This window comes from Herbaspirillum sp. VT-16-41, assembly GCF_001994935.1.
Classification (GTDB): Bacteria; Pseudomonadota; Gammaproteobacteria; order Burkholderiales; family Burkholderiaceae_D; genus Herbaspirillum; species Herbaspirillum frisingense.
Genome location: NZ_MUXB01000022.1, coordinates 56,945 through 79,125 on the forward strand (window position 1 = coordinate 56,945; position 22,181 = coordinate 79,125).

Here is a 22,181-nt window from a genome sequence, read left to right on the forward strand (position 1 = left end):
CCTTGTGATTTTTATCCTGCCGCCGCAGAGCGCGCGGGCGCCTGCGCTACGGGTTGGTTGATCGCCGCGGCCAGCACGGTTTCCTGGCTCAGCTTGTCGTTGACGAAGTCGCCACGCAGGCGGCCTTCGCCGATCACCAGTACGCGGTCCGACACGCCCAGCACCTCCGCCAGTTCGGAGGAGACCATGATGATGGCCAGGCCCAGCTTGGCCAGTTCCGAAATGAGGCGATAGATCTCGGCCTTGGCGCCGACATCCACGCCGCGGGTCGGCTCGTCCAGGATCAATACCTTGGGCTGGGCCAGCAGCATCTTGGAAAGCACCGCCTTCTGCTGATTGCCGCCCGAGAGGCTGGTGATGGGCAGGAAGGGCGTGGCCGTCTTGACCCGCATGCGGCTGATTTCGTCCTGGATGGTCTTCAGTTCGGCGCTGCCATCGATGCGGCTGCCACGGGAGAAGCGCTTGAGCACCGTCAGGGTGATGTTCTGGCCGACATCGAGGTCGGGCACGATGCCGTGGTGCTTGCGGTCTTCCGGCACCATGCACAGGCCGCGCCGGATCGACTTGAGCGGCGAACCGGTATCGGCCAGCTTGCCTTCCAGCAGTACCTGGCCTTCGTGACGGCCGCGATAGGCGCCGAAGATGGCCGACACCAGTTCCGTGCGGCCGGCGCCCACCAGGCCGGCAATGCCCAGGATTTCGCCACGACGCACCGAGAACGACACATCGTCCACACGCTTGCGGCGCGGGTTGTCGATGTCGTAGCAGGTGATGTGGCGCGCCTCCAGGACCACTTCGCCGATGGAATGATTACGTTCGGGATACATGGCCGTGATTTCGCGACCGACCATCTGGGTGATGATCTTGTCCACGTCCATTTCCTGCATGGGCGTGGTGGCGATGTGTTTGCCATCGCGGATCACCGAGATGGTGTCGCAGATCTCGGCCACCTCGTCCAGCTTGTGCGAGATGTAGACGCAGGCCACGCCACGCGCCTTCAGGTCCTTGATGATCTTGAGCAGCACCGTGATCTCGGAGGCGGTCAGCGAGGACGAGGGTTCGTCCAGGATCAGCAGCCGCGCATCCTTGTTGAGCGCCTTGGCGATCTCCACCAGCTGCTGGTGGCCGCCGCCAAATTGCGAGACCGGCAGTGCCACATTGATGTCGGGCATGTTCAGCTCGCGCATGAGCTCTTCGGCGCGGCGATACATGGCGGGGTAGTTCATGCGGCCACCGGGCAGGGTGATCTCGTGGCCCATGAAGATGTTCTCGGCCACCGACAGTTCCGGCACCAGCATCAGTTCCTGGTGGATGATGACGATGCCAGCCGCTTCGGTATCGCGCACCGAGTGCGCCTGCAGCGGCTTGCCGTCCCACAGGATTTCGCCGTCCCAGGTGCCGTGGGGGTAGACGCCGGAGAGAATCTTCATCAGCGTCGACTTGCCTGCGCCGTTCTCGCCGCACAGGCCCACGCATTCGCCGGGCCGGATCTTGATGTCGATGCCGTCGAGTGCGCGCACACCGCCAAAGCTCTTGACGATGCCTTTCATTTCTAACAGATACTCGGACATGCCTGTTCTTTCCAAGAAGCCTCTGGAATCCCTACCGGCGGGTGTCCGGCCGGTAGGGACGGCATTGCCGGCGACCGGGGGGGCAGCCGGCAACGCCTCATGCATTACGCCTCATGCAGGAATCAACGGCCGTCGATCTGGGCCTGGGTGTAGAAGCCGTCGTCGACCAGTACCTTGACGTTCTCCTTGGTCAGCAGGATGGGCTTCAACAGCAGGCTGTCGACCTTCTTGAAGCCGTTGTCATACTGGGCGTTGTAGGTCGGCTTTTCGTTGCGCGCCAGTTGCACGGACAGGTTGGCGGCCTCGGTGGCGATCTGCTTCAGGGGCTTGTAGACGGTCATGGTCTGGGTACCGGCCACGACACGCTTGACGGCGGCCAGGTCGGCATCCTGGCCCGAGACCGGCACTTTGCCTGCCAGCTTCTGCGCGGCCAGTGCCTGGATCGCACCACCGGCGGTACCGTCATTGGAAGCGACGATGGCGTCGATCTTGTTGTTGTTGGCGGTCAGCGCATTCTCGACGATGGAGAGGGCTTCGGTCGGGTTCCATTCCTTGACCCATTGCTGGCCGACGATCTTGATGTCGCCCTTGTCGATGTAGGGCTTGAGGGCCTTCATCTGGCCTTCGCGGAACATCTTGGCGTTGTTGTCGGTGGGCGAGCCGCCCAGCAGGAAGAAGTTGCCCTTGTTCTTGACCTTCAGGATGCCCTCGGCCTGCATTTCACCGACCTTCTCGTTGTCGAAGGAGATGTAGGCATCCACGTCGGCGTTGAGGATCAGGCGGTCATAGGACAGCACCTTGATGCCGGCCTTCTTGGCTTCCTTGATGGTGTTGGTCAGCACGGTGGCATTGAAGGGCACGATCACGATCACGTCCACGCCACGCGAGATCAGGTTTTCGATCTGGGAAATCTGGCGCTGTTCGCTGGCATCGGCCGATTGCACGAACACCTTGGCACCCAGCTTCTCGGCAGCGGCGGTGAAGAAATCGCGGTCGCGCGCCCAGCGCTCCACGCGCAGGTCGTCGATGGAAAAGCCGATCTTGGGATTCTTGGCGTCGGCCATGGCGCTACCGGCCACCATGGACAGGGTGGTCACGGTCATCAGCGCCAATACGGTCTTCTTCAGCATTGCCTTCATAGTCCAGTCTCCGATTTGAATTAAATTTGATTATGATTTTTGAAGCGGCGCTGTCCGGTGGATGTGGAGGCCTGATCTGGTGCAAAAGCTTCCAAAGCCGCATGGGGCCGGGTAGGGCAGGGGACGAATGCGCCGCATGATGGTGCGAGGGGGATACTAGCCCCGGGCCAATCCCCTCTACAATTACGAAATTGACCAAACGGCTTAGTGATTCTTTTTGTTGCAGGAGCACATATCGGTCATTTCGACCACGGCTCGCTACAATTCGACACCAGAGCCCATCCAGACAAAAATGGCGCGCGCCAGCGACGCCACCCCAAGGAGACACAGCGTGGCAAAAGTACCCACGGTGCACAGGATTGCGTTGCTCTTCAACGGCAACAAGATATTCGATCGGGAAATCATTTCCGGCATCGGCGAATACATCAGCAGTACCCGCGCTTCCTGGGACCTCTACCTGGAAGAGGATTTCCGCTGCCGTCCGCAAGGCATAGAGCGCTGGGCCGGACACGGCATCATTGCCGACTTCGACGACCCGGTCACCACCGCCGCGCTGGAAGGGGTGCAACTGCCGGTGGTGGCGATCGGCGGCTCCTACGCCGATCCTTCCCAATATCCGGCCAACCGCCCTTATGTGGCGACCGACAATGTGAAGATGGTCAAGCTGGCCTACGACCACCTGATCGAGGCCGGCCTTCAGCATTTCGCCCTGTTCAGTCTGCCCGAATCCGACTGCAACCGCTGGGCGCAGGAGCGCGAACGCATCTTCACTGGCCTGACAGCCGCCGACGGCATCGAAGGGCATATCTACCGGGGCGTGGGCACCAGCGCGCAATCCTGGGATACCGCCGTGGAACAGCAGATCGCCTGGGTGCGCAGCCTGCCCAAGCCGGTGGGCATCATCGCCGTCACCGATGCCCGTGCGCGCCAGCTGCTGCAGGCTTGCCTGTTTGCCGGCATCGCCGTGCCCGAACAGGTGGCGCTGATCGGTATCGACAACGATCCCCTGGCCCGCGTGCTGACCCGCATCCCGCTCAGTTCGGTGATCCAGGGCAGCGTCGAAATGGGCCGTACCGCCGCTCACCTGCTGCACCAGATGCTGCATGGAGCGCGCTTTCCGGACACCCGCATCATGGTGCCGCCGGTGGGCATCAATGTCCTGGCCTCCAGTCGCCACGAGGTACGCAATCACCCGCATGTGATGCAGGCGCTGCATTTCATCCGGCAATACGCCTGCCAGGGCATCAAGACCGATCAGGTGGCCGATTACGTGGGCATCTCGCGGTCCTCGCTGGAATGGTATTTCCGGCGCGAACTGGGACGCAGCGTCCATGATGAAATCCTGCGCTTCAAGCTGGAAGCCGCCAAGCGCATGCTGGAGCAGGCCGGCAGCCATGCCGCCGAGATCGCCGTGAGCTGCGGCTTCACCACCGTGCAATACATGCACGCCGTCTTCAAGCGCGAACTGGGCTGTACCCCCAGGGAATACCAGGAACAATTCGTCGCCGGGCTGGAGCATTCCGCCGCTCCTGCACCACGGCAGAAAAAGAAAACCGCAGGGAACGCCCTCCTCACCTCCACAAAATGACCCATTTCACCCTTTCCCACACCACCGCCGCCGACGGCATCCAGCTCTATACCCTGCGCAACCATACCGGCATGCGCGTGACCATCAGCGACCTCGGCGCCACCATGGTCAACTGGTGGGCGCCCGACCGCTATGGCCGCGAGGCCGACATCCTGCTGGGCTTCGACCGGGTGGAGCAATACCAGCGCAACCCGGCCTATTTCGGGGCCATCGTCGGTCGCTGGGGCAACCGCATCGCCCGTGGCCGCTTCACCCTCGACGGCGTACCACGGCAGGTCGATTGCAACGAAGGGGAGAACCATCTGCATGGTGGCCGCGACGGTTTCCATGCCCAGCGCTGGCAGGTCCAGCCCGACCCGGAAGGTCTGCGCCTGATGCTGGTGTCGCCTGACGGCCAGGCGGGCTTTCCCGGCACGGTGATGGCATCGGTACTCTATCGCCTGGACGACGATGGCCAGTTGCGCATCGACTACACCGCCACCAGCAATGCCGCCACCCCCATCAACCTGACCTCGCACGCCTACTTCAACCTCAATGGCGGGGCCAGCGATATCCGTGACCACATCATCGCCATCGATGCCGACGCCTACCTGCAGGTGGATGCCAGCCTGATCCCGGAAGCACGCGCCGAGGTTGCCGGCAGCCCCTTCGATTTCCGGCAGCCGGCCCCCATCGGCCCGCGCCTGGACTGGCCCGATCCGCAGCTGAAACTGGCCGGCGGCTTCGATCATTGCTATTGCCTGCGCAGCGAGCACGAACCGGTGCCCGGCGAGAGCCGCGTGGCGCAGACATTGCGCGAGGTCGCCACCGTCTACGAACCGGGTTCGGGACGCGAATTGCGCGTGTCCACCACCGAAATCGGCCTGCAGTTCTACAGTGGCAATTTCCTCTCCGGTGTACAGGGTCGGGGCGAACAGCCGTATGCCATCCATGACGGCTTCTGCCTGGAAGCGCAGTCCTACCCGGACCAGGTCAACACGCCCCTGAGTGAAGCGGTGATCCTCCGACCGGGCCAGGTCTATCGCCAGACCACGGTATATCGCCTGGGCGTGCGCGACTGAATGATTGAAATTTTTGAATAAAGCAGTCCTACATCCGCGTTACTGCTGACTTGCCCTTCCTCTCTCTTTAGCCTCCTCCGATCGCGGTGCCGCTGAACGTGGCATCGCGTCCGCTCCCCCGTACGCATCCATTTGTTGTTTTGGTGCTTCAGTAACTCATCTGGGTGAACCTGTTTGCGTCCATGACTTGCGTTGGGGCTTACAATCCAATAACCTAACGGTTAGGTTTATGAGAATCTGCAGCTACAAGGGTCTGGTGGTTTCAGTCTTCACCCGTGACGAGCACTGCCCGCCGCATGTCCATGTGGGTCAGGGGCGTTGGGACGCGCGTTACCAGTTCAGTTTCTGGCATCACGGCGTGGCCTTGTGGGATGTGAGGCCCATGTGGTCTGCCCCCGGCATCGCGCTGCTGGAGGAGTTGAGGCAGGTGATCGAACAGCCGGACCATCTGCGGCGAGCGCGCCAGCGATGGTGGCAGAGCCGGGCTTCGGTCTGCCTCGATCACCAGCAGTGGGACCCGCGTCGGGAAGAAGTCGTCAGTCCCAGCGTTTTCCGGCGGCATGCCGTCGATATTGTGTGGGCGCGTTACGCACCTGAACGTGACAGCACCTTGATTCAACTCGCGGGGCAAGCCAGTCCCCTGGAGATACAGTAATGACCATCATCAAAGCGAAGAAACGCGATAATCCGCCCGTCACCGAAGAGCTGCTCGCACAGGCCCTGGCCCGCGGCAGCAAACGCGCTGGCGCCGCCCTGCAGGCTACGGAGGTGGAGTATCTTCCCGCCTTCGCAGCCATCGCCATCGGTTTTGCCGACAAGACTGCCGTCCTGCTGCCCATCGACAACTACCCCGAGCTGGCCGAACTCAGTGCCGCCGAACTGGGGCGCATCGAACTGGGGTACGCCGGCAGTGCCCTGTGTCTGGAAGAGCGCGACCTGCATGTCTCCATCGCCGGGCTGGTGGCCGCCAGCCCGGCCTTGATGAAACTGGCGTCGACGGTGGTCGCAACGCGCAACGGCAGCCGCAGTAGCGAGGCCAAGGTCCTGGCCGTGCGAGAAAATGGCAAGAAGGGCGGCCGGCCCCGCAAGCTGCCGCAGGACGTCTAGCCCCCTGCTGGCAATATCCTGGTTCAACGGGGCCTCCCACCACCGCCACCACCGCTACCACCGCATATCCGTCCGCTCTGCGACGGAATTCATTAGTTCGTCTAATATCCCCATTAAGTCCAGGTCAGCTAATCGCCGCCCGCGTGATACATCATCATGCGGGAGCCAAGCTGCATCTACGGGCTCGCCTTGCTGCGTCCGTTTGCTCCCCCAGGGCTGCGTCCCGCCCTGATTTGCGTTCTCAACCCCGATGGCAGGAACCATGGAACTCCAGATAAACGACAAGACTTACCAGATCACTTCCGACGCCGAGACACCCCTGCTCTGGGTGATCCGCGACGAACTGGGCATGACCGGTACCAAATACGGCTGCGGCCTGGCCCAGTGCGGGGCCTGCTCGGTCCTGGTCGATGGCGAGGTGCTGCGCTCCTGCGTCATGCCGGTGGGCGCCATGGCCGGCCGCAAGGTCAGCACCATCGAGGCGGTGAGCGCCGATCCGGTAGGCAAGCAGGTGGTCGACGCCTGGGTCAAGCACCAGGTCCCGCAATGCGGCTACTGCCAGTCCGGCCAGGTGATGGCCGCAACCGCGCTGTTGAAGCAGGTCGCCCAGCCCAGCGACGAGCAGATCGCTGCCGCCATGGTCAACCTGTGCCGCTGCGGCACCTACAACGCCATCAAGGCCGCCATGCACGACATCTCCGGTAGCAAGGGCGCTCCTGCAGCAGCCGCATCGACGCTGCCGGCAGCCCCCGCCGGGCCGGCCGGGGTCAACCAGACCGCCGTCGCTGCCGCTGCCGTGGCGGGTATCGGCGCCGTGGCCGCCATCCAGTGGAGCCGCACGCAGAAAGCCAAGGCCGGAAAGGAGCAGGCATGAACCCCTCGCACGATCTTCCCGCCCAGGACCTGCCAGCCGATGGCGAGCCGGTCAATGTCTCGCGCCGCCACTTTCTCCTGACCTCCGCCAGCACCGCTGCCGGCTCTCTGGTGCTGGGCTTTGCGCTACCGGCCGGCAACGCCCGGGCTCAGGGCAGCGCGGCACCCGCCGCCGCCGGTACGCGGGTGCCGGCCTTCCTTGAGATCCGCCCCGACAACAGCATCCACCTGCAAAGCCCCTTCGTCGAAGGCGGCCAGGGCATCTTCACCGCCATGGCCCAGATCGTGGGCGAGGAACTCGACGCCGATCCAGCCGGCTTCGTCGTGCACAACGCCCCCGCCAACGACCAGTACAAGGTCATGGACATCGGTATTCGCATCACCGGCGGCAGCATGTCGGTGCGTACCAGCTATCCCACCATGCGCCGCGTGGGCGCGCTGGCGCGCCATTTGCTGATGCAGGCGGCCGCCACGCAATGGAAGGTGCCGCTGGAGAGCCTGTCCACCGAGCCAGGCCGCGTGGTGCATGCCGCCAGCGGCCGCTCGCTGAGCTATGGTGAACTTGCTCCCAAGGCGCTGGACCTGCCCAATCCGCCGCTGGACACCATCAAGCTCAAGCAGGACAGCCAGTTCCGCTGGATCGGCAAGCCCCTGGCGCGCCTGGACGTGCTGGACAAGTCCACCGGTCGCGCCCTCTATGGCATCGATACCCAGGTGGAGAACATGCTCCAGGCCGCCGTACAGCACGCGCCGCGCCTGGGCCTGGAAGTGGGAGGCATCCGCAACGAGGCCGAGGTGCGCAAGATGAATGGCGTGCATTCGGTACACCGCCTGCCCGGTGCGGTGGCCGTGGTGGCCGAGCGCTGGTGGAACGCCAAGCGCGCCGTCGAAGCCCTGCAGGTGGACTGGAGCGACCCTGGCCCGGCGCCGGACCGCCGCTATGTGCCGGCGGACTTTTCCACCGAACAGTTCGCTGCGCAACTGGCCAGCTCCACCGCTGCCGTCGATGAGGCCGAGAACGAAGGCGATGTGAACAAGGCCATCGCCGGTGCCAAGACCGTGTTGCAGGCCAGCTACCGCAGCCAGTACCTGAATCACGCGCAGCTGGAGCCGCCTTCGGCCACCGCCCGTTTCAATCCCGATGGCACGCTTGAAATGTGGATCCCCAACCAGGCGCCCGAGATGTTCCTGGGCGCCATCGCCAAGCAGACCGGCTTGCCGCCGGAAAAGATCCAGATCCACTCGCCGCTGCTGGGTGGCTTCTTCGGCCGCCATTTCCTCTACGAGAGCGCCATGGTATTCCCGCAGGCGATCCAGCTGGCCAAGGCCGTGGGTCGTCCGGTCAAGGTGATCTGGAGCCGCGAGGAAGAATTCGCCCGCGACACCATGCGGCCCATGGCAGTCGTGCAGTTCCGCGCCGGTCTGGATGAAAAGGGCTTCCCCATCGCCATCGAAGCCATCAGCGCCACCGAAGGTCCCGCCGAATCGATTGCCAACAAGCGCAACAAGATCGATCCAACCGCCCTCGAAGGCCTGGCCGGCAAGTCCTACCAGTTCGCCCACAAGCGCATCGGCCAGCGTTTCGTCAAGAACCCGCCAGTATTGGGCTACTGGCGTTCGGTGGGCAACTCGATGAATGACTTCTTCTACGAAGCCTTCCTCGACGAGATCGCCGACAAGGGCGGCCAGGACCCCTATGAAATGCGCCTGCGCCTGCTGCAGGGCAACGAGCGCCTGACCACGCTGCTGCGGGCGGCGGTCGATCTGTCCGGCGGCTGGAAGCGCGGCCCCTTCACCGCGCCCGACGGCACCCGTCGCGCCCGTGGCGTGGCCATGGCCAAGGCCTTCGGCACCGAGACTGCGGCCATCGCCGAAGTCTCCATCGAGAACGGCCAGGTCCGCGTACACGACATCTGGGAAGCCATCGACCCCGGCCGCATCGTCAACCCGGCCATCGTCGAAGCCCAGGTCAACAGCGCCGTTTCACTGGGCCTGTCGCAGGTCTTGCTGGAAGAAGTGGTCTACAAGGAAGGGGCCAGGGTGGCGCGCAACTACGACCTCTATCCCATCCTGCCGCCCCAACGCATGGCCCGCGTGCATGTGAAAGTCATCGAGAGCGGCGCCAAGATGGGCGGCATCGGCGAGCCCCCATTGCCGGCCGTGCCACCCGCGGTGGCCAATGCGGTCGCACACCTGACCGGCCAGCGCATCCGCAGCATGCCGCTGTCCCATTACACCTTCAAGGCCTGATGGCGGACTGACGCATCCATGACCACTCCAAAAACCGGGAAGCTGCGCATCTTCCTGCTGATCCTTGTCGCGCTCATCATCGGCGCCGCCTGGGTCGCCCTGCGCACGCCGGCCTCGCCCTTCGAAGGCAGCGCACCGCCCCCGGCGCCTTCGGCCGAACTGCTCCAGCGCGGTGAATACGTGGCGCGCCTGGCCGATTGCGTGGCCTGTCACAGCACGCCCAACAGCAAGCCCTTCGCCGGTGGCCTGGAGATGGCCACCCCGCTGGGCGCCATCTACGCCACCAACATCACGCCGGATCGCGCCAGCGGCATCGGCGAATACAGTCTGGCCGACTTCGACCGCGCCCTGCGACATGGCGTGGCCCGTGACGGCCACCGGCTCTACCCGGCCATGCCCTATCCTTCCTACGCCAAGATGGCCGATGAAGATGTCAGCGCGCTCTATGCCTGGTTCATGCATGGCGTCAAACCGGTGGTGCAGGCCAACCGCGAGAGCGATATCCCCTGGCCGCTGGACATGCGGTGGCCGCTGGCGTTCTGGAACCTGGCCTTCACCCGTCCGCAACCGTATCAGCCCCAGCCAGGCAAGGATGCCCTCTGGAACCGTGGCGCCTATATCGTCCAGGGTGCCGGCCACTGCGGCAGTTGCCACACCCCGCGTGGTGTCGCCATGAACGAAAAGGGACTGGATGATGGCCAGCCGCTCTATCTGTCTGGTGCGCTGCTCGATGGCTGGTATGCGCCCAGTCTGCGTGGCGACGTCAATATCGGCATCGGCCGCTGGAGCGAAGAGGAAGTGGTGCAATTCCTCAAGACCGGCCGCAACCAGCACGCCGTGGTCTTCGGCTCCATGGCCGACGCCTTCAACAACTCCACCCAGTTCATGAGTGATGACGACCTGAAGGCCGTCGCGCATTACCTGAAATCCTTGCCGGGCGACCCCGGTCGCGATGGCACCCCCTGGAAGTACGACGCCAGTACCACCGCCGCCCTGACACCGCAACGCCTGGAGGGGAGCGGGGCGCGCACCTTCATGGCCAAGTGCGCTGCCTGCCATGCGGTCGACGGGCGCGGCAGGGCGCCCTGGATTCCTCCGCTGGCTGGCGCCGTGTCATCGCTGGCCAGGGAAGATGCCTCGGCCATCAATGTCACGCTCAATGGCTCGGCGCGGGTGGTGGCCGACGGCGTGCCCGATGCCTATCGCATGCCGCCGTTCCGCAGCCAGTTGTCGGACGCTGAAATCGCCGACGTACTGAGCTTCATCCGCACTTCCTGGGGCAACCATGGTGGCGCCGTCAAGGTGGACGATGTCAGCAAACTGCGCGAACGGACCAATCCGGCCAGCAGCAATCCCATCGTCCTGCAGATGCGCTGAAGCGCTTTTCGAGGAAGTCGTACCGGAACCGCCGCCTGCACAGGCGGCGGTTTTTTTTCAGGTCGGGGAGGGGGACGATTCAGCCGTCACACGTGCCTGCTTCATGGCCGCCACCGACATGGCCGCAGGCACGGCCACGCCATTCTTCACGGCCAGCACTTCAGCCATGACGCTGACCGCGATCTCGGAAGGCGTCTTGCTGCCGATATAAAGACCGATAGGGCCACGTAGGCGCGCCAGGCTTTCTTCGGTCTGGCCGAAGTGGGTCATCATGCGATCCTTGCGGGCGGCACTGTTGCGGCGTGAGCCGATGGCACCCACATAGAAGGCCGGACTGGCCACCGCTTCCATCAACGCCAGGTCGTCCAGCTTGGGATCGTGCGTCAGGGCGATCACGCAACTGCGCTGATCGGGGCGGAAGGCCTGCACGGCGTCGTCAGGCATGTCGGTGACGATGCGCACCCCCGGTACTGCCCAGCCGCCCAGGTATTCCGAACGCGGATCGCACAGCGTCACCGAAAAACCGTTGAAGAGCGCCATCGTCGCCAGGTATTCGGCCAGCATGCCGGCGCCGATCAGGAGCATGCGATAGTCCGGCCCCATCGTATGGCGCAGGGTCTGGCCATCGAACACCAGGTCGGCCGGCGACGGGCTGACGTCCATGCGGCTCTGGCCGGTAACGCAGTCGACGCTGCGGCAGACCAGTTGCCCGCTTTCCAGCGCCAGTACCAGTTCCTGCAAGGGCGCGGCCGGTGGATCGAATTCCAGCAGCAGCTCCAGCGTGCCGCCGCAGGGCAGGCCGAAGCGATGCGCCTCGTCGGCGTCGATGCCATAGCGCACCAGCTGCGGGGCCTCGGGGCGGCCCCAGGCAGTGGGGGCGTTCTTGATGTATTGGAACAGCAGGTCATCCTCGATACAGCCACCCGACACCGAACCGATGAGCCGGCCGTCGTCACGGATCGCCAGTTGGGAGCCCACCGGGCGGGGCGACGAGCCCCAGGTGGAGACAACAGTGGCCAGCAGTGCCCTACGGCCGGCCTGGCGCCACTCATGCAGGGCGCGCAATACCTTCAGATCAGTGGTGTCGTTCATGATGCGTTAGAAATACGGTGATGGGGCAAATCTGCCACGACATCGTGGCCGGAACTAATTGCGCTGGCCAATAGACCAAGCAAGCCCCGGGCCAGCGAATCCCGGCCCACATGATGAGGCAGAATCGGCCAGCCTGCTTGCTTTCCCTCCGGAAAGCGGCTTCCTGCGACGAGCGATGATGCACTGCTCATCCTTCATCCGGTCGTGCCAGCTGTCCTGCGGAGAGGTGGAATTTCAGGCAATAATCGTAGCGGAATAGGTCTGTCTTCCCCCCCCCCGCCACGTCACAATGCCCTGTTCCGGGACAGGTTCCCCCGCCTGTCTGCACGTCCGTTTTCAATTCCCGTCTGACTCAAGGAGATTCCCATGCAAGTACATGCCTACGGCGCCCACGCAGCCGACAAACCGCTGGAACCCCTGCAGATCAACCGCCGCGCCACCGGTGCGCATGATGTGCAGATCGACATCGCCTACTGCGGCATCTGCCACTCCGACCTGCACCAGGTCCGTTCCGAATGGGCCGGCACCCAATACCCCTGCGTTCCCGGCCACGAGATCGTCGGCCGCGTCGCCGCCGTGGGCGACCACGTCAGCAAGTTCAAGGTCGGCGACCTGGTCGGCGTAGGCTGTATGGTCGACAGCTGCCAGACCTGCCCCGACTGCGAAGAAGGCCTGGAAAACTATTGCGACAACATGGTCGGTACCTACAACGGCAAGACCGACGACGCTCCCGGCTGGACCATGGGCGGCTATTCGCAGCAGATCGTGGTGCATGAGCGCTATGTATTGAACATCCGCCATCCGGAAGCCGACCTGGCCGCCGTGGCGCCGCTGCTGTGCGCCGGCATCACCACCTATTCGCCGCTGCGCCACTGGGGCGCCGGCCCTGGCAAGAAGGTCGGCGTGGTCGGCATCGGCGGCCTCGGCCACATGGGCATCAAGATCGCCCATGCCATGGGGGCGCACGTAGTGGCCTTCACCACTTCCGACTCCAAGCGCGCCGACGCCAAGGCCTTGGGCGCCGATGAAGTGGTGGTCTCGCGCAATGCCGACGAAATGGCTGCACATGCCGCCAGCTTCGACTTCATTCTCAACACCGTCGCCGCCCCGCACGACCTGGATGCCTTCCTTGGCCTGTTGAAGCGCGAAGGCACGATGACCCTGGTTGGCGCTCCGGCCACGCCGCATCCCTCGCCCAATGTCTTCAATCTGATCATGAAGCGCCGCTCCCTGGCCGGCTCGCTCATCGGCGGCATCCCTGAAACCCAGGAAATGCTGGACTTCTGCGCCCAGCACGGCATCGTCGCCGACATCGAGCTCATCCGCGCCGAGGACATCAACACCGCCTATGAGCGCATGCTCAAGGGCGACATCAAGTATCGCTTCGTGATCGACAACGCCAGCATGGCGGCCTGATCCCCTTGCCAACCTCTGTGGAACGGTCCTGAGCGCAGGATCGTTCCACTTGTCTATCGCTCCCCGGCGTCATGCGGGAAAGATCACCCGTGCGAGCTTGCGCGCTTGATCATGGCAAGTTCGCCTTATCCGCAGCTGTTTGGTGAGTACCTTGGCCGGTGTAGTGCCAGGCCATTTGCTCCCGCCCTCACGGCGCCCGATCCTCCACCGGCTTCGCCGTCTTCCTGATCTTCGCCACATCGGCCGCCGACACCGTCGCGCCGCGATTGCCCCAGGCGGTCTGGATATACGAGGTCACTTCCGCCACCTGCTGGTCATTGAGCAACTGCGCGTAGGGCGCCATCACCAGTCCGCCCTTGACCGAATCAGTCGCCGGCTGGCGTCCGCCCTGCAGGATGATGCGGATGGCCGAGGTGGCATCGCCCGTCTGCAGCACCGGATTGCCCGCCAGGGCCGGGAAGGCCTTGCCGTAACCCGTGCCGTTGCTGCGGTGGCAGGCGGCACAGCGATCCAGGTAGAGCGCCGCACCCGGCGTCTGCGGCCGGCCCTCGTAGGCGGCCGTGGCGCTCACCTCGTCATAGCGATAGGGCGCCGCATCGTTGCGCGGCGACAGACTCAACAGGTAGCGCGAGATGGCATTGAGATCGGCCTCGCTCAGGTATTGCATGGAATGCTCGACCACGTCATTCATGGCCCCGAAGGAGGCTGTGAACTGGTTGCGTCCGGTGCGCAGGAACTCCACCAGATCGGCCTGGCTCCAGCCAGCGATGCCGCCACCATGCTCGTTGCGCAGCGACGGCACGCTCCAGCCATCCACCACCTGGCCACCGGAGAGGTAGAGACGGCTGCTGTCGTCACGCAGCGATTTTTCCTGCAGCGTGGTCGAGCGCGGCGTATGGCAGCTGCCGCAATGTCCCAGTCCCTCCACCAGATAGGCACCCCGTGCCAGTTCCTGGTCGCCGCCGGCCGGTGCTGCATAAGGCGTCGGCGTCGGCGCGAACAGCTTGCGCCAGATCGCCAGCGGCCAGCGCATCGACAGCGGCCACGGGATGTCATTGGCGCGATTGGCCTGGGCAGACGGCGGCACGGCCTTGGTGAAGTAGGCATAGAGCGCCTGCATGTCCTCCTCGCTCAGCCGCGAATAGGACGGGTAGGGCATGGCTGGGTAGACCGTATAGCCAGCCCGGGTGACGCCGGTACGCATCAGACGCGCAAAGTCCTCGTAGCTCCAGTCGCCGATGCCGTGTTCCTTGTCCGGCGTGATGTTGGTCGAATAGATCGCGCCCAGCGGGGACGCCAGCGCAAGACCGCCGGCAAAGGGTGCGCCACCCTTGCTGGTATGGCAGGCCACGCAATCGCCGGCCCGCGCCAGGTAGGCACCCCGCAGCAGCAACTGGCCGTCCGCACTGGGGCTGCCCTTGGCGGCAATGCGTTGCGACAGCGCGGCATCGGCCGGCGGTACCGCGAAGGGCTGCAAGGGCACCGTTTCGCGATTCAACAGCCGCCCGCCCATCGGCGGCTTGGGCGGCGCCGCAACGGTCAGCGAATCATCGGCATACGCCAGGTTGTAAGCGGCTGCCGCGGCCAGCATGGCCGCGCCCAGTGCCAGGGAGGAGGTCAGGATCAGTCGTTTCATCATCACTCCCGTGCTCACGCGCTGACCAGCGGACGCGGGTCCTTGAGGTATTGCTCGCGGATGGCGCGGGCCGACCAGTAGGTCAATGCCACCGCCGCCCCGGTCGGGTTGTAGCCGATGCCCTGGGCGAACACGCCTGAGCCCACCGCAAACACGTTGTGTACGTCCCAGCTCTGCAGGTAGCGGTTCACCACGCTGGTGGAGGGGTCATTGCCCATGGCCACGCCTCCGGCCCAGTGCGTGGTCTGGTAGCTGCGCAGGTCCGGCGCCGCGCCGAAATCCTTGACCGTGACCTTGATCTCGCGCGCCTTCAGTTCATGCGCGATCTTGACCGCCTGATCAGTGACATAGCGGCTCATGCGGATGTCGTTGTCCTTCCAGTCGAAGGTGAAACGCAGCAGCGGCTGGCCGAAGGCGTCCTTGTAGTTCGGATCGAGATCGACATAGACGTCCCGATACACCATGTTGGCGCCATGCACGTCGAAGGACATGGTGTTCAGATAGCTGTCCTTGACCGCCTGCTTCCAGGCGCGCCCCCACTTGGGTGTGCCGGGCGGCACGGCAATCCCCGAGATTGGCTTGGCCCCGGCCGGATTGCTCCAGATCGGGGAACCGCCCACGAAGCCCAGCGGCCCGTGGTCCATGTGGTCGCCATTGAAGTCATCCACCGCCACCCCGTTGCCACCGGCACCGATGAAGCCATTGATGTTCTTGCCCGGCGCGAAGAAGGCATTGATGGTGGACATCATCTGGAAGGCGATATTGCGGCCCACCACACCGGTATTGGAAACCGGGTCATACGGCTTGCCGATGCCCGAGAGCAGGAACAGCCGCGCATTGTTGTAGGCGAAGGTACTGGCCACGACGATATTGGCTGGCTGGAACACGGTGTCGCCGTTGGCATCGATGTAGGTCACGCCGGTGGCCTTCTTGCGGGTGCTGTCGAGTTCGATGCGCAACACATTGCACTGGCTGCGCAGCTCGAACAGCTTGCTCTGGCGCAGTGCCGGCATGATGTTGACGTTGGGCGAGGCTTTCGAATAGTTGTAGCAGGCATAGCCCGAGCAATAGCCGCAGAAGGTGCAGGGCCCCATCTGGCAACCGTACTGGTTCACATAGGGTGCCGAGGCATTGGCCGAGGGCAGCGTAAAGGGATGGAAGCCCGCCTGCTGCGCCGCCTTGCGAAACAGCGCCGCCTGGTATTGCTCCTTCTGCGCCGGCAGCGGGAAGGCGTCGGAGCGGTCGGCCTCGAAGGGGTTGCCACCATTGTCCACTACGCGACCCTTGACCCGATAGGCGGTGCCGGAAGTCCCCATCATCTTTTCGGCGAAGTCGAAATACGGTTCCAGTTCTTCGTAGCTCACCCCCCAGTCCTGCAGGTTCATATCCTTGGGGATGAAGTTCTTGCCGTAGCGTTCTTCGTAATGGCTGCGCATGCGCAGTTCTTCCGGCAGGATGCGCCAGTGGCAGCCCGACCAGTGCAGGCCAGCACCGCCCACACCTTCACCCGGCTTGAACATGGCGATCTGGCGATAGGGGATGGCGCTGTCGCCCATCTTGCGGCGGAAGGTGAAGGAGGATTTGTTGAGGTTCTGGAACAGCTTGAAGCGCTGCTGGTAGTCCAGCTCATTGATGGTCTTGGGATAGGCGCCATCGGGATAGGTGTCGCGATAGACACCACGTTCCAGCGCCACCACGCTTTGACCGGCCTCGGTCATTTCCTTGGCCATGATGGCCCCGGTCCAGCCGAAGCCGACGATGACGACGTCGACTGCTTTCATGTTCTTGTTGGCCATGTGCTTGTGCTTCCTGGGGAAGGGGAAGAGGAAAGAAGTAAAGGGCAGGGGCAGGGACGCCCGGGTCATCAGCCGCGCGAGACCGGCGGCAGCGGATAGGTGCGGCCGTATTGGTCCACCCAGTCGTAGTAGTCGGCGCGGGCACCGGGGAAGCCGATCATCTTCCATGCGGCCATGCCCTTGTTGCCGCCATCGACGGGGTCGCAGAAATAGCCTTCGTGCACGTTCTGCAGCAACTGGTTGAACAAGGCCGCGGGGGGAATGCTGGCCATCTTCACATTGCCCTTCTCGAACTCGCCCATCATCTTTTCGCGCTGCTGCTGGTTCAGCCCGACGTAGCCCTGGCCGTACTGCTGCTTGATGGCGGCGTCGAACTCGGCCAGGCCCTTCTTGTACAGTTCACGCGGCGGGTAGGGCAGCTGGTAACCGAACTCGGCCGGCGCATCCGGCGTGAAGGGCCCCTGCATGTACCACAGCTGTCCCTGGCCGTAGGGCGTGTTCATCTGGGCATCGATGAATTCGGGCACACCTGCCTCCAGCGCACCCGGGCCGTTTTCATCGGCCGGGATGAGCACCTCGGCCAGGGCACTGAGCAGGGCGAATTCATCCTGGTTGAAGAAGCTGGGTTTGTAGGGCGTGTTGTCGCCGGGCTTGGCCGACTGGCCCTGGGCAGCCACGGTGAGGCTGCCGGTGGTCACCGCCAGCGCGGCAGCCGGCGCGGCAGTCAGGGCGCCGCGCAGGAAGTGGCGGCGATTGGCGGAGATGCTTATTTTTTTCATGGCGCGTTTCCGTGTGGGAAATCGGGGCCGCAGCAAGGCAGATGCCTTCCGTACGGATGAGCCATGATGCGCGCTTGCGCAGCGTGAAGGGATCAGTGAATCTGAGGTTTTGGTGTCGGAAACGTCTGACATCGCGACGCTGTACCAGCACCGCGATGTCCGCATGTCCGCTGCTCAGGCGTCCGGCAGGATCTCGGTCAGCGAGAGGATGGCCTGGGCCACTTCGGCGATACGGCGGTTCTGGTTCATCGCATGCTTGCGCAGCAGGCGATAGGCGTTTTCTTCGTTGAGGCCCTGCTTCATCATCAGCACGCCCTTGGCGCGTTCGATGAGCTTGCGTTCTTCCAGGCTCTCGCGCACGGTGGCCAGTTCCTGGGTCAGGTTCTGCAGCCGTTCGGATTGCGCCCGCAGCAGGTCGACGATGGATTGTGTCAGGTGCGGCCCGACCCCGGCATCCATGGGGCCGCCGCTCAGGTGCCCGCCATCCAGGCTGGAGGAGAAGGTCGCCAGCGGGGCCAGCGGATCGAGCGCCTCTTCCTGGCTGAACCACTGGCCCTGATCGTCCAGCTCCTTCTGCAGTTCGATGATCTTGGCGCGGCATTGCGCCTGCACGTATTGCGCCAGGTGAATCTCGACCTGATGCAGGCCATCGATGCGGGTGGAGCAGCACTGGTACCAGGCATCGGCCATATCGGAATCCAGCGGCCGCTCGTGCGAGGTCAGCAGCTTGCGGCGCAGTCGCTCGAGCTCCGCCAGCGGCAGCGTCGCCTGCATCGCCGTCCACTCATTGCGGAAACCCTCGGCGAAGGACTCGAAACGGCGCAGAGCCTGCTCCTGCATCTCGATCTGATATTCGATGCTCTGTTCCTGCTCGCGCGTGATCTTGCCCATGGCAAAGGCCGCGGCGCCGCCGGCGCGTTCGCGGCCGGCGAATTCCTTGCCCTGCATCAGGTTGAACAGCGCCACCAGCAGGCGTGAGATCTGCGGATCGACTGCCACGTCGGCGGCCTCGAATACCAGCGCCAGCAGCGCCCCGACCAGCGTCTTGAAACGTTCGTAGCTGGCAGCCGGCGAGCAGGCCAGGGCCGCCACGTCGGCGCGCAGGCGCGGCAGGCCGTCCAGGGCGTGCAAGGCGAAGGCGATGCGGGTGTAGAGGCGGGCACCGTTGGAAAGTGCGTTGTCATGTTCGGTCGCCTCCAGCCAGGAGGCAAATTCCTGCTGCGCCACCTCGCTGGCGGCCACGCGCTCGCGCCACACCAGGGCATCACGCTCACCGCGCGAGCCCAGGTAGATATTGGAAATGCCACGTTCCTGCTGCAGGCAGTGGATCAGTTTGCCCACCGTCAGCACCAGCTGGCAGGTGCGGGCGAGGCGTTGCAGTTCTTCCACTTCGCAGCGGCGGGCAGTGATCAGGTAGTTGAGGACGTTGCTCATGGGCGCAGGAAAGGGAGGGAGCGGGCAGCTGCCAGGGCAAGCAATATTCATGCAATGCCCGGCGCTGCCGCGATTGTAAAGGATCGCTCCCCTGCCTGAAACCCCGGGGCGGGCCGACGACCTTGCACCCCGGTCCGCCCCGCCGTACCCGACTACATGTCGCTGACCAGCACGGCACGGCTGGCGTCAGCCGGTGCCGCGCCTTCCATCACGATCAGTTTCAGCGGGCCGGATTGGGACGATTGCGCGCCCGGTTCGGCCAGGCGGCGCGCCGGACCGATGGCCGTGCCGTTGGACATGCCCTTGGCATCGGTCACGAAGCTGGCCACCGGCGCACTCTGACCACTCAGGTAGACGTTGTAGTTGGTCTGCGGCTTGAGCTTGAAGAGCGACACCTCCAGGGCATCGACCACGCCCAGGTTGCGCGACACCACGAAGCCCTTGGCTTCCGGCGTCGTCACGGGTTTCAGGCGGATATTGAGCGGTTCGGCATTGGCCAGCGGCGCCAGGTTCTGCTTGCCATCACCCTCGCCGACCACGTTGGAAAGGAAGATCAGGGCCTGCGGCGCCTGGCCACCGGCGACGTGGGCGATCACCTTGTTCTGCGCCGGATCGATCACTTCCATGCCGTCACCGTTTTCCAGGCCCACATAGACCCGGCTGCTGTCGTCGGAACTCCAGATACCATGCGGCAGCGCGCCGGTCGGGATGGTCGCCAGCAACTGCGCCTGGGCATCGGTGCTGTAGACCTTGACCACGTTCTCGCCACCCACCGTGACATAGGCCAGCACCTGGCCGTTGACCGTGGCAAAGGCCAGGTGATTGGTGATGAAGCCGGTATCGATGACGCCGGTCACCTTCAGGGTGCGGGTGTCGATGCGGGTCACCTTGCCCACGTCCTTGTGGGTCATCCACAGTTCCTTGTGGTCGGGCGTGAATTGCAGGAAGGGCGAGAAGGGGCTCACCACGTCGATCTTCTTGATCACCGTATGCGACTTCACGTCGATCACATCCACCTGCGGCGTAAAGCTCGATACCGAGAAGGCCAGCTTGTTGTCCGGCAGGAATTGCACCATGCCGGGACCGACGGCGGTCTGGATGCGGCGGGTTTCCTTGAAGGTCTGCGGGTCGATGACGGAGATGTAGTCCTCGCCGCGCACCACCACCCAGACTTCCTTGCCGTCAGCGGTAAAGAAGCCTTCGTGCGGGGAGCGGCCGACATAGGTCACTCCCTTGACGGCATTGGTGGCGGTATCGATGAAGGTGACCGAGTTGGACCCGTTGGAGATCACCACCAGGGTCTTGTGGTCCGGCGAGAAGCCCATGCCGTGTACGTTGATCTGGCCGCGATACAGGGGCGAGAGCACGTCCGGACGCGGATTGCCCAGGCGGATCTGGCCTACCAGCGTATTGTCGGCCGGGTTGAAGACCGACACCGTATTGCTGTTCTGGTCGGCGGTGTACACCCGGTCATGGGCGGTGGGCAGGGCCATGGCCGAGCAGGACAGCAAGGACAGCAGCGAGATGGTGAGGGTGGAAAGTGCGAGTCTGGATGATTTCATGGCGTTGGCGCGGTGGTTGGAAAAGCGGGGGGAGGCACAGTGATGGCGGGCTCAGGGCGCGCTGGAGGGGTAGCCGTGGCGCTTGAGCCAGGCCTGCATCACCTGGATCTCGTTCTGCTGTTCGGCCACGATGCCCAGTGCCAGATTGCGTATCTCCGGGTCCTGGCTGTACAACAGCACGGCACGCGCCATGTCGACTGCACCCTGGTGATGGGGCAGCATCATGCTCACGAAATCGTGGTCAGGTTGACCGTTCATGGGCGCGTGCTGCATGCCGTAGTCCATTACGGCCATGGCATCGTCATTCAGTGTGGAAAAGGGTTTGGCGCTGCTGGCCACGAAGACGGGGGGCGCTGCCGTAGTGGCCGGCGTCGCGCCGCCATGGGCCATGCCATGCATGGCACCCATGTCGTGCATGGCCCCCATGTCATGGGCCGGTGCGGTGGCCGCGAACGCAGCCAGGGAACATGCCAGCGAAGCCGCCAGCATCAGGCGCCAGCCCCGGGCCGACCGGCCGTGCGTTGTCGATACTGCCTTCATGCTATCTCCTGGAGGTGATGAGTACGGGCAGTCTAGGCAGCGCACGGCGTCGTCGGCATGACAATCGAATGACAAATCTGTCACCCGCTCATGCCCAACGACGGCAAGGAGGATAGGCTCAACCGTCGGTGGAACGGCTCAGCGCTTCATGGGTCTGGATTTCCTGTTCCAGCGCGGCCACGCCGGCGCGCACCAGTTGCAGCGCATCGCTGCCCAGCAGCAGATGGGCCGGTGGCTGCGGCATGGAGATCAGGGCCAGCATCGCCTGCGCTGCCTTTGCCGGGTCCCCCAATTGCTTGCCGTGCTTGTCTTCGCGGGCCTTGCGGACTGGGTCGAAGAGGGCGTCATAGTCGCTGATGGTGCGCGGCGAGCGCGCCATCGACCGACCCGCCCAATCGGTGCGGAACGAGCCCGGCGCCACCGCCGTGACGGCGATGCCCAGCGCCTTGAGCTCCTGGCCCAGAGAGGCCGAGATACCCTCCAGCGCGAACTTGCTGCCGCAGTAATAGCTGATCCCCGGCATGGTGATATGCCCGCCCATGGAGGTGATGTTGATCAGGTGGCCGCGGCGGCGGGCGCGCATGAAGGGCAGCACCGCCTTCATCATCGCCACCGCGCCGAAGACATTGACCTCGAACTGGCGGCGCATGTCCGCCAGCGGCGATTCTTCCATCACGCCTTCGTGGCCATAGCCAGCATTGTTGACCAGTACGTCGATGCCACCGGTCTGCGCTTCGGCCGCGCTGACCATGGGCGCGATGGCGGCGGTGTCGGTCACATCCAGAACGTGACCCCAGGCGCGGCCCGGCGCCAGGGCCTCGAAGTCGGCGACCGCCTGTGCGTGGCGTGCGGTCCCGACCACACGGTGACCGGCGGCCAGGGCGGCCTCGGCCAGCGCCCGGCCGAAGCCGCTGCTGATGCCGGTGATGAGCAAGGTTTTCTGCAGGGACATCATGCTTC

Annotated in this window: 18 protein-coding genes; 8 read left to right on the top strand and 10 right to left on the bottom strand. The window is 64.2% G+C overall.

The features are described from left to right. Nucleotides 1–11: 11 nt before the first annotated feature. Complete coding sequence (gene xylG, locus BTM36_RS02990) at nucleotides 12–1,571, bottom strand: D-xylose ABC transporter ATP-binding protein (protein ID WP_077235169.1); 1,560 nt, start codon at nucleotides 1,569–1,571, stop codon at nucleotides 12–14. A 122-nt stretch (nucleotides 1,572–1,693) separates the two neighbouring features. Further along, nucleotides 1,694–2,710 carry a D-xylose ABC transporter substrate-binding protein gene (xylF, locus tag BTM36_RS02995; protein ID WP_006464779.1) on the bottom strand — a complete coding sequence of 339 codons (1,017 nt, stop codon included), beginning with the start codon at nucleotides 2,708–2,710 and terminating at the stop codon, nucleotides 1,694–1,696. A 292-nt stretch (nucleotides 2,711–3,002) separates the two neighbouring features. Here xylF and BTM36_RS03000 point away from each other — a divergent pair, with 292 nt between their 5' ends. The 7 genes from BTM36_RS03000 to BTM36_RS03035 all read left to right on the top strand — a co-directional run bounded on the left by BTM36_RS03000 (nucleotide 3,003) and on the right by BTM36_RS03035 (nucleotide 10,966). Next, nucleotides 3,003–4,298, top strand: coding sequence for a DNA-binding transcriptional regulator (locus tag BTM36_RS03000; protein ID WP_167331830.1), 1,296 nt, complete (start codon nucleotides 3,003–3,005; stop codon nucleotides 4,296–4,298). After that, nucleotides 4,295–5,359: an aldose epimerase family protein gene (locus tag BTM36_RS03005; protein WP_077235170.1), complete on the top strand. Its 1,065-nt coding sequence runs from the start codon at nucleotides 4,295–4,297 to the stop codon at nucleotides 5,357–5,359. Before BTM36_RS03000 ends, BTM36_RS03005 begins: the two co-directional genes overlap by 4 nt. Nucleotides 5,360–5,588: 229 nt before the next feature. Further along, nucleotides 5,589–6,014 (top strand): DUF4160 domain-containing protein, encoded by a 426-nt coding sequence (locus tag BTM36_RS03010; protein WP_077235171.1) that lies wholly within the window; start codon nucleotides 5,589–5,591, stop codon nucleotides 6,012–6,014. Next, nucleotides 6,014–6,466: a DUF2442 domain-containing protein gene (locus BTM36_RS03015; RefSeq protein ID WP_077235172.1), complete on the top strand. Its 453-nt coding sequence runs from the start codon at nucleotides 6,014–6,016 to the stop codon at nucleotides 6,464–6,466. Before BTM36_RS03010 ends, BTM36_RS03015 begins: the two co-directional genes overlap by 1 nt. A 262-nt stretch (nucleotides 6,467–6,728) precedes the next feature. Next, a complete protein-coding gene (locus BTM36_RS03025; protein ID WP_077235174.1) occupies nucleotides 6,729–7,340 on the top strand; it encodes a (2Fe-2S)-binding protein in 612 nt (203 codons plus the stop codon). Next, nucleotides 7,337–9,589, top strand: a complete 2,253-nt coding sequence (locus BTM36_RS03030) for a xanthine dehydrogenase family protein molybdopterin-binding subunit (protein ID WP_077235175.1) — start codon at nucleotides 7,337–7,339, stop codon at nucleotides 9,587–9,589. The genes BTM36_RS03025 and BTM36_RS03030 overlap by 4 nt, the downstream gene beginning before the upstream one ends. 18 nt (nucleotides 9,590–9,607) lie before the next feature. Further along, a complete protein-coding gene (locus BTM36_RS03035) occupies nucleotides 9,608–10,966 on the top strand; it encodes a cytochrome c (protein ID WP_077235176.1) in 1,359 nt (452 codons plus the stop codon). 57 nt (nucleotides 10,967–11,023) lie between these two features. Here the strand turns inward: BTM36_RS03035 and BTM36_RS03040 are convergent, their stop codons facing one another. Next, nucleotides 11,024–12,058: an XdhC family protein gene (locus BTM36_RS03040; protein ID WP_077235177.1), complete on the bottom strand. Its 1,035-nt coding sequence runs from the start codon at nucleotides 12,056–12,058 to the stop codon at nucleotides 11,024–11,026. A gap of 366 nt (nucleotides 12,059–12,424) precedes the next feature. Between BTM36_RS03040 and BTM36_RS03045 the strand changes: the two genes are divergently transcribed. Beyond that, nucleotides 12,425–13,474: an NAD(P)-dependent alcohol dehydrogenase gene (locus BTM36_RS03045; protein ID WP_077235178.1), complete on the top strand. Its 1,050-nt coding sequence runs from the start codon at nucleotides 12,425–12,427 to the stop codon at nucleotides 13,472–13,474. A gap of 187 nt (nucleotides 13,475–13,661) precedes the next feature. On the opposite strand, the gene BTM36_RS03050 is transcribed toward BTM36_RS03045, so the two are convergent. The 7 genes from BTM36_RS03050 to BTM36_RS03080 all read right to left on the bottom strand — a co-directional run bounded on the left by BTM36_RS03050 (nucleotide 13,662) and on the right by BTM36_RS03080 (nucleotide 22,173). Further along, a complete protein-coding gene (locus BTM36_RS03050) occupies nucleotides 13,662–15,110 on the bottom strand; it encodes a cytochrome c (protein ID WP_254426900.1) in 1,449 nt (482 codons plus the stop codon). Nucleotides 15,111–15,124: 14 nt separating this feature from the next. Continuing rightward, the gene (locus BTM36_RS03055) at nucleotides 15,125–16,906 is read right to left on the bottom strand and encodes a GMC family oxidoreductase (protein ID WP_006464796.1); all 1,782 of its coding nucleotides are present in this window, start codon (nucleotides 16,904–16,906) and stop codon (nucleotides 15,125–15,127) included. A 68-nt stretch (nucleotides 16,907–16,974) separates the two neighbouring features. Then, complete coding sequence (locus BTM36_RS03060; RefSeq protein ID WP_077235179.1) at nucleotides 16,975–17,685, bottom strand: gluconate 2-dehydrogenase subunit 3 family protein; 711 nt, start codon at nucleotides 17,683–17,685, stop codon at nucleotides 16,975–16,977. Between the two features lie 174 nt (nucleotides 17,686–17,859). Then, nucleotides 17,860–19,119 carry a nitrate regulatory protein gene (locus BTM36_RS03065; RefSeq protein ID WP_006464798.1) on the bottom strand — a complete coding sequence of 420 codons (1,260 nt, stop codon included), beginning with the start codon at nucleotides 19,117–19,119 and terminating at the stop codon, nucleotides 17,860–17,862. A gap of 152 nt (nucleotides 19,120–19,271) precedes the next feature. After that, entirely contained in the window at nucleotides 19,272–20,681 is a 1,410-nt protein-coding gene (locus BTM36_RS03070) for a hypothetical protein (protein ID WP_077235180.1), read from the bottom strand. Between the two features lie 51 nt (nucleotides 20,682–20,732). Next, the gene (locus BTM36_RS03075; protein ID WP_254426905.1) at nucleotides 20,733–21,089 is read right to left on the bottom strand and encodes a DUF305 domain-containing protein; all 357 of its coding nucleotides are present in this window, start codon (nucleotides 21,087–21,089) and stop codon (nucleotides 20,733–20,735) included. 250 nt (nucleotides 21,090–21,339) lie between these two features. After that, the gene (locus tag BTM36_RS03080) at nucleotides 21,340–22,173 is read right to left on the bottom strand and encodes an oxidoreductase (RefSeq protein WP_077235262.1); all 834 of its coding nucleotides are present in this window, start codon (nucleotides 22,171–22,173) and stop codon (nucleotides 21,340–21,342) included. Nucleotides 22,174–22,181: the final 8 nt, after the last annotated feature.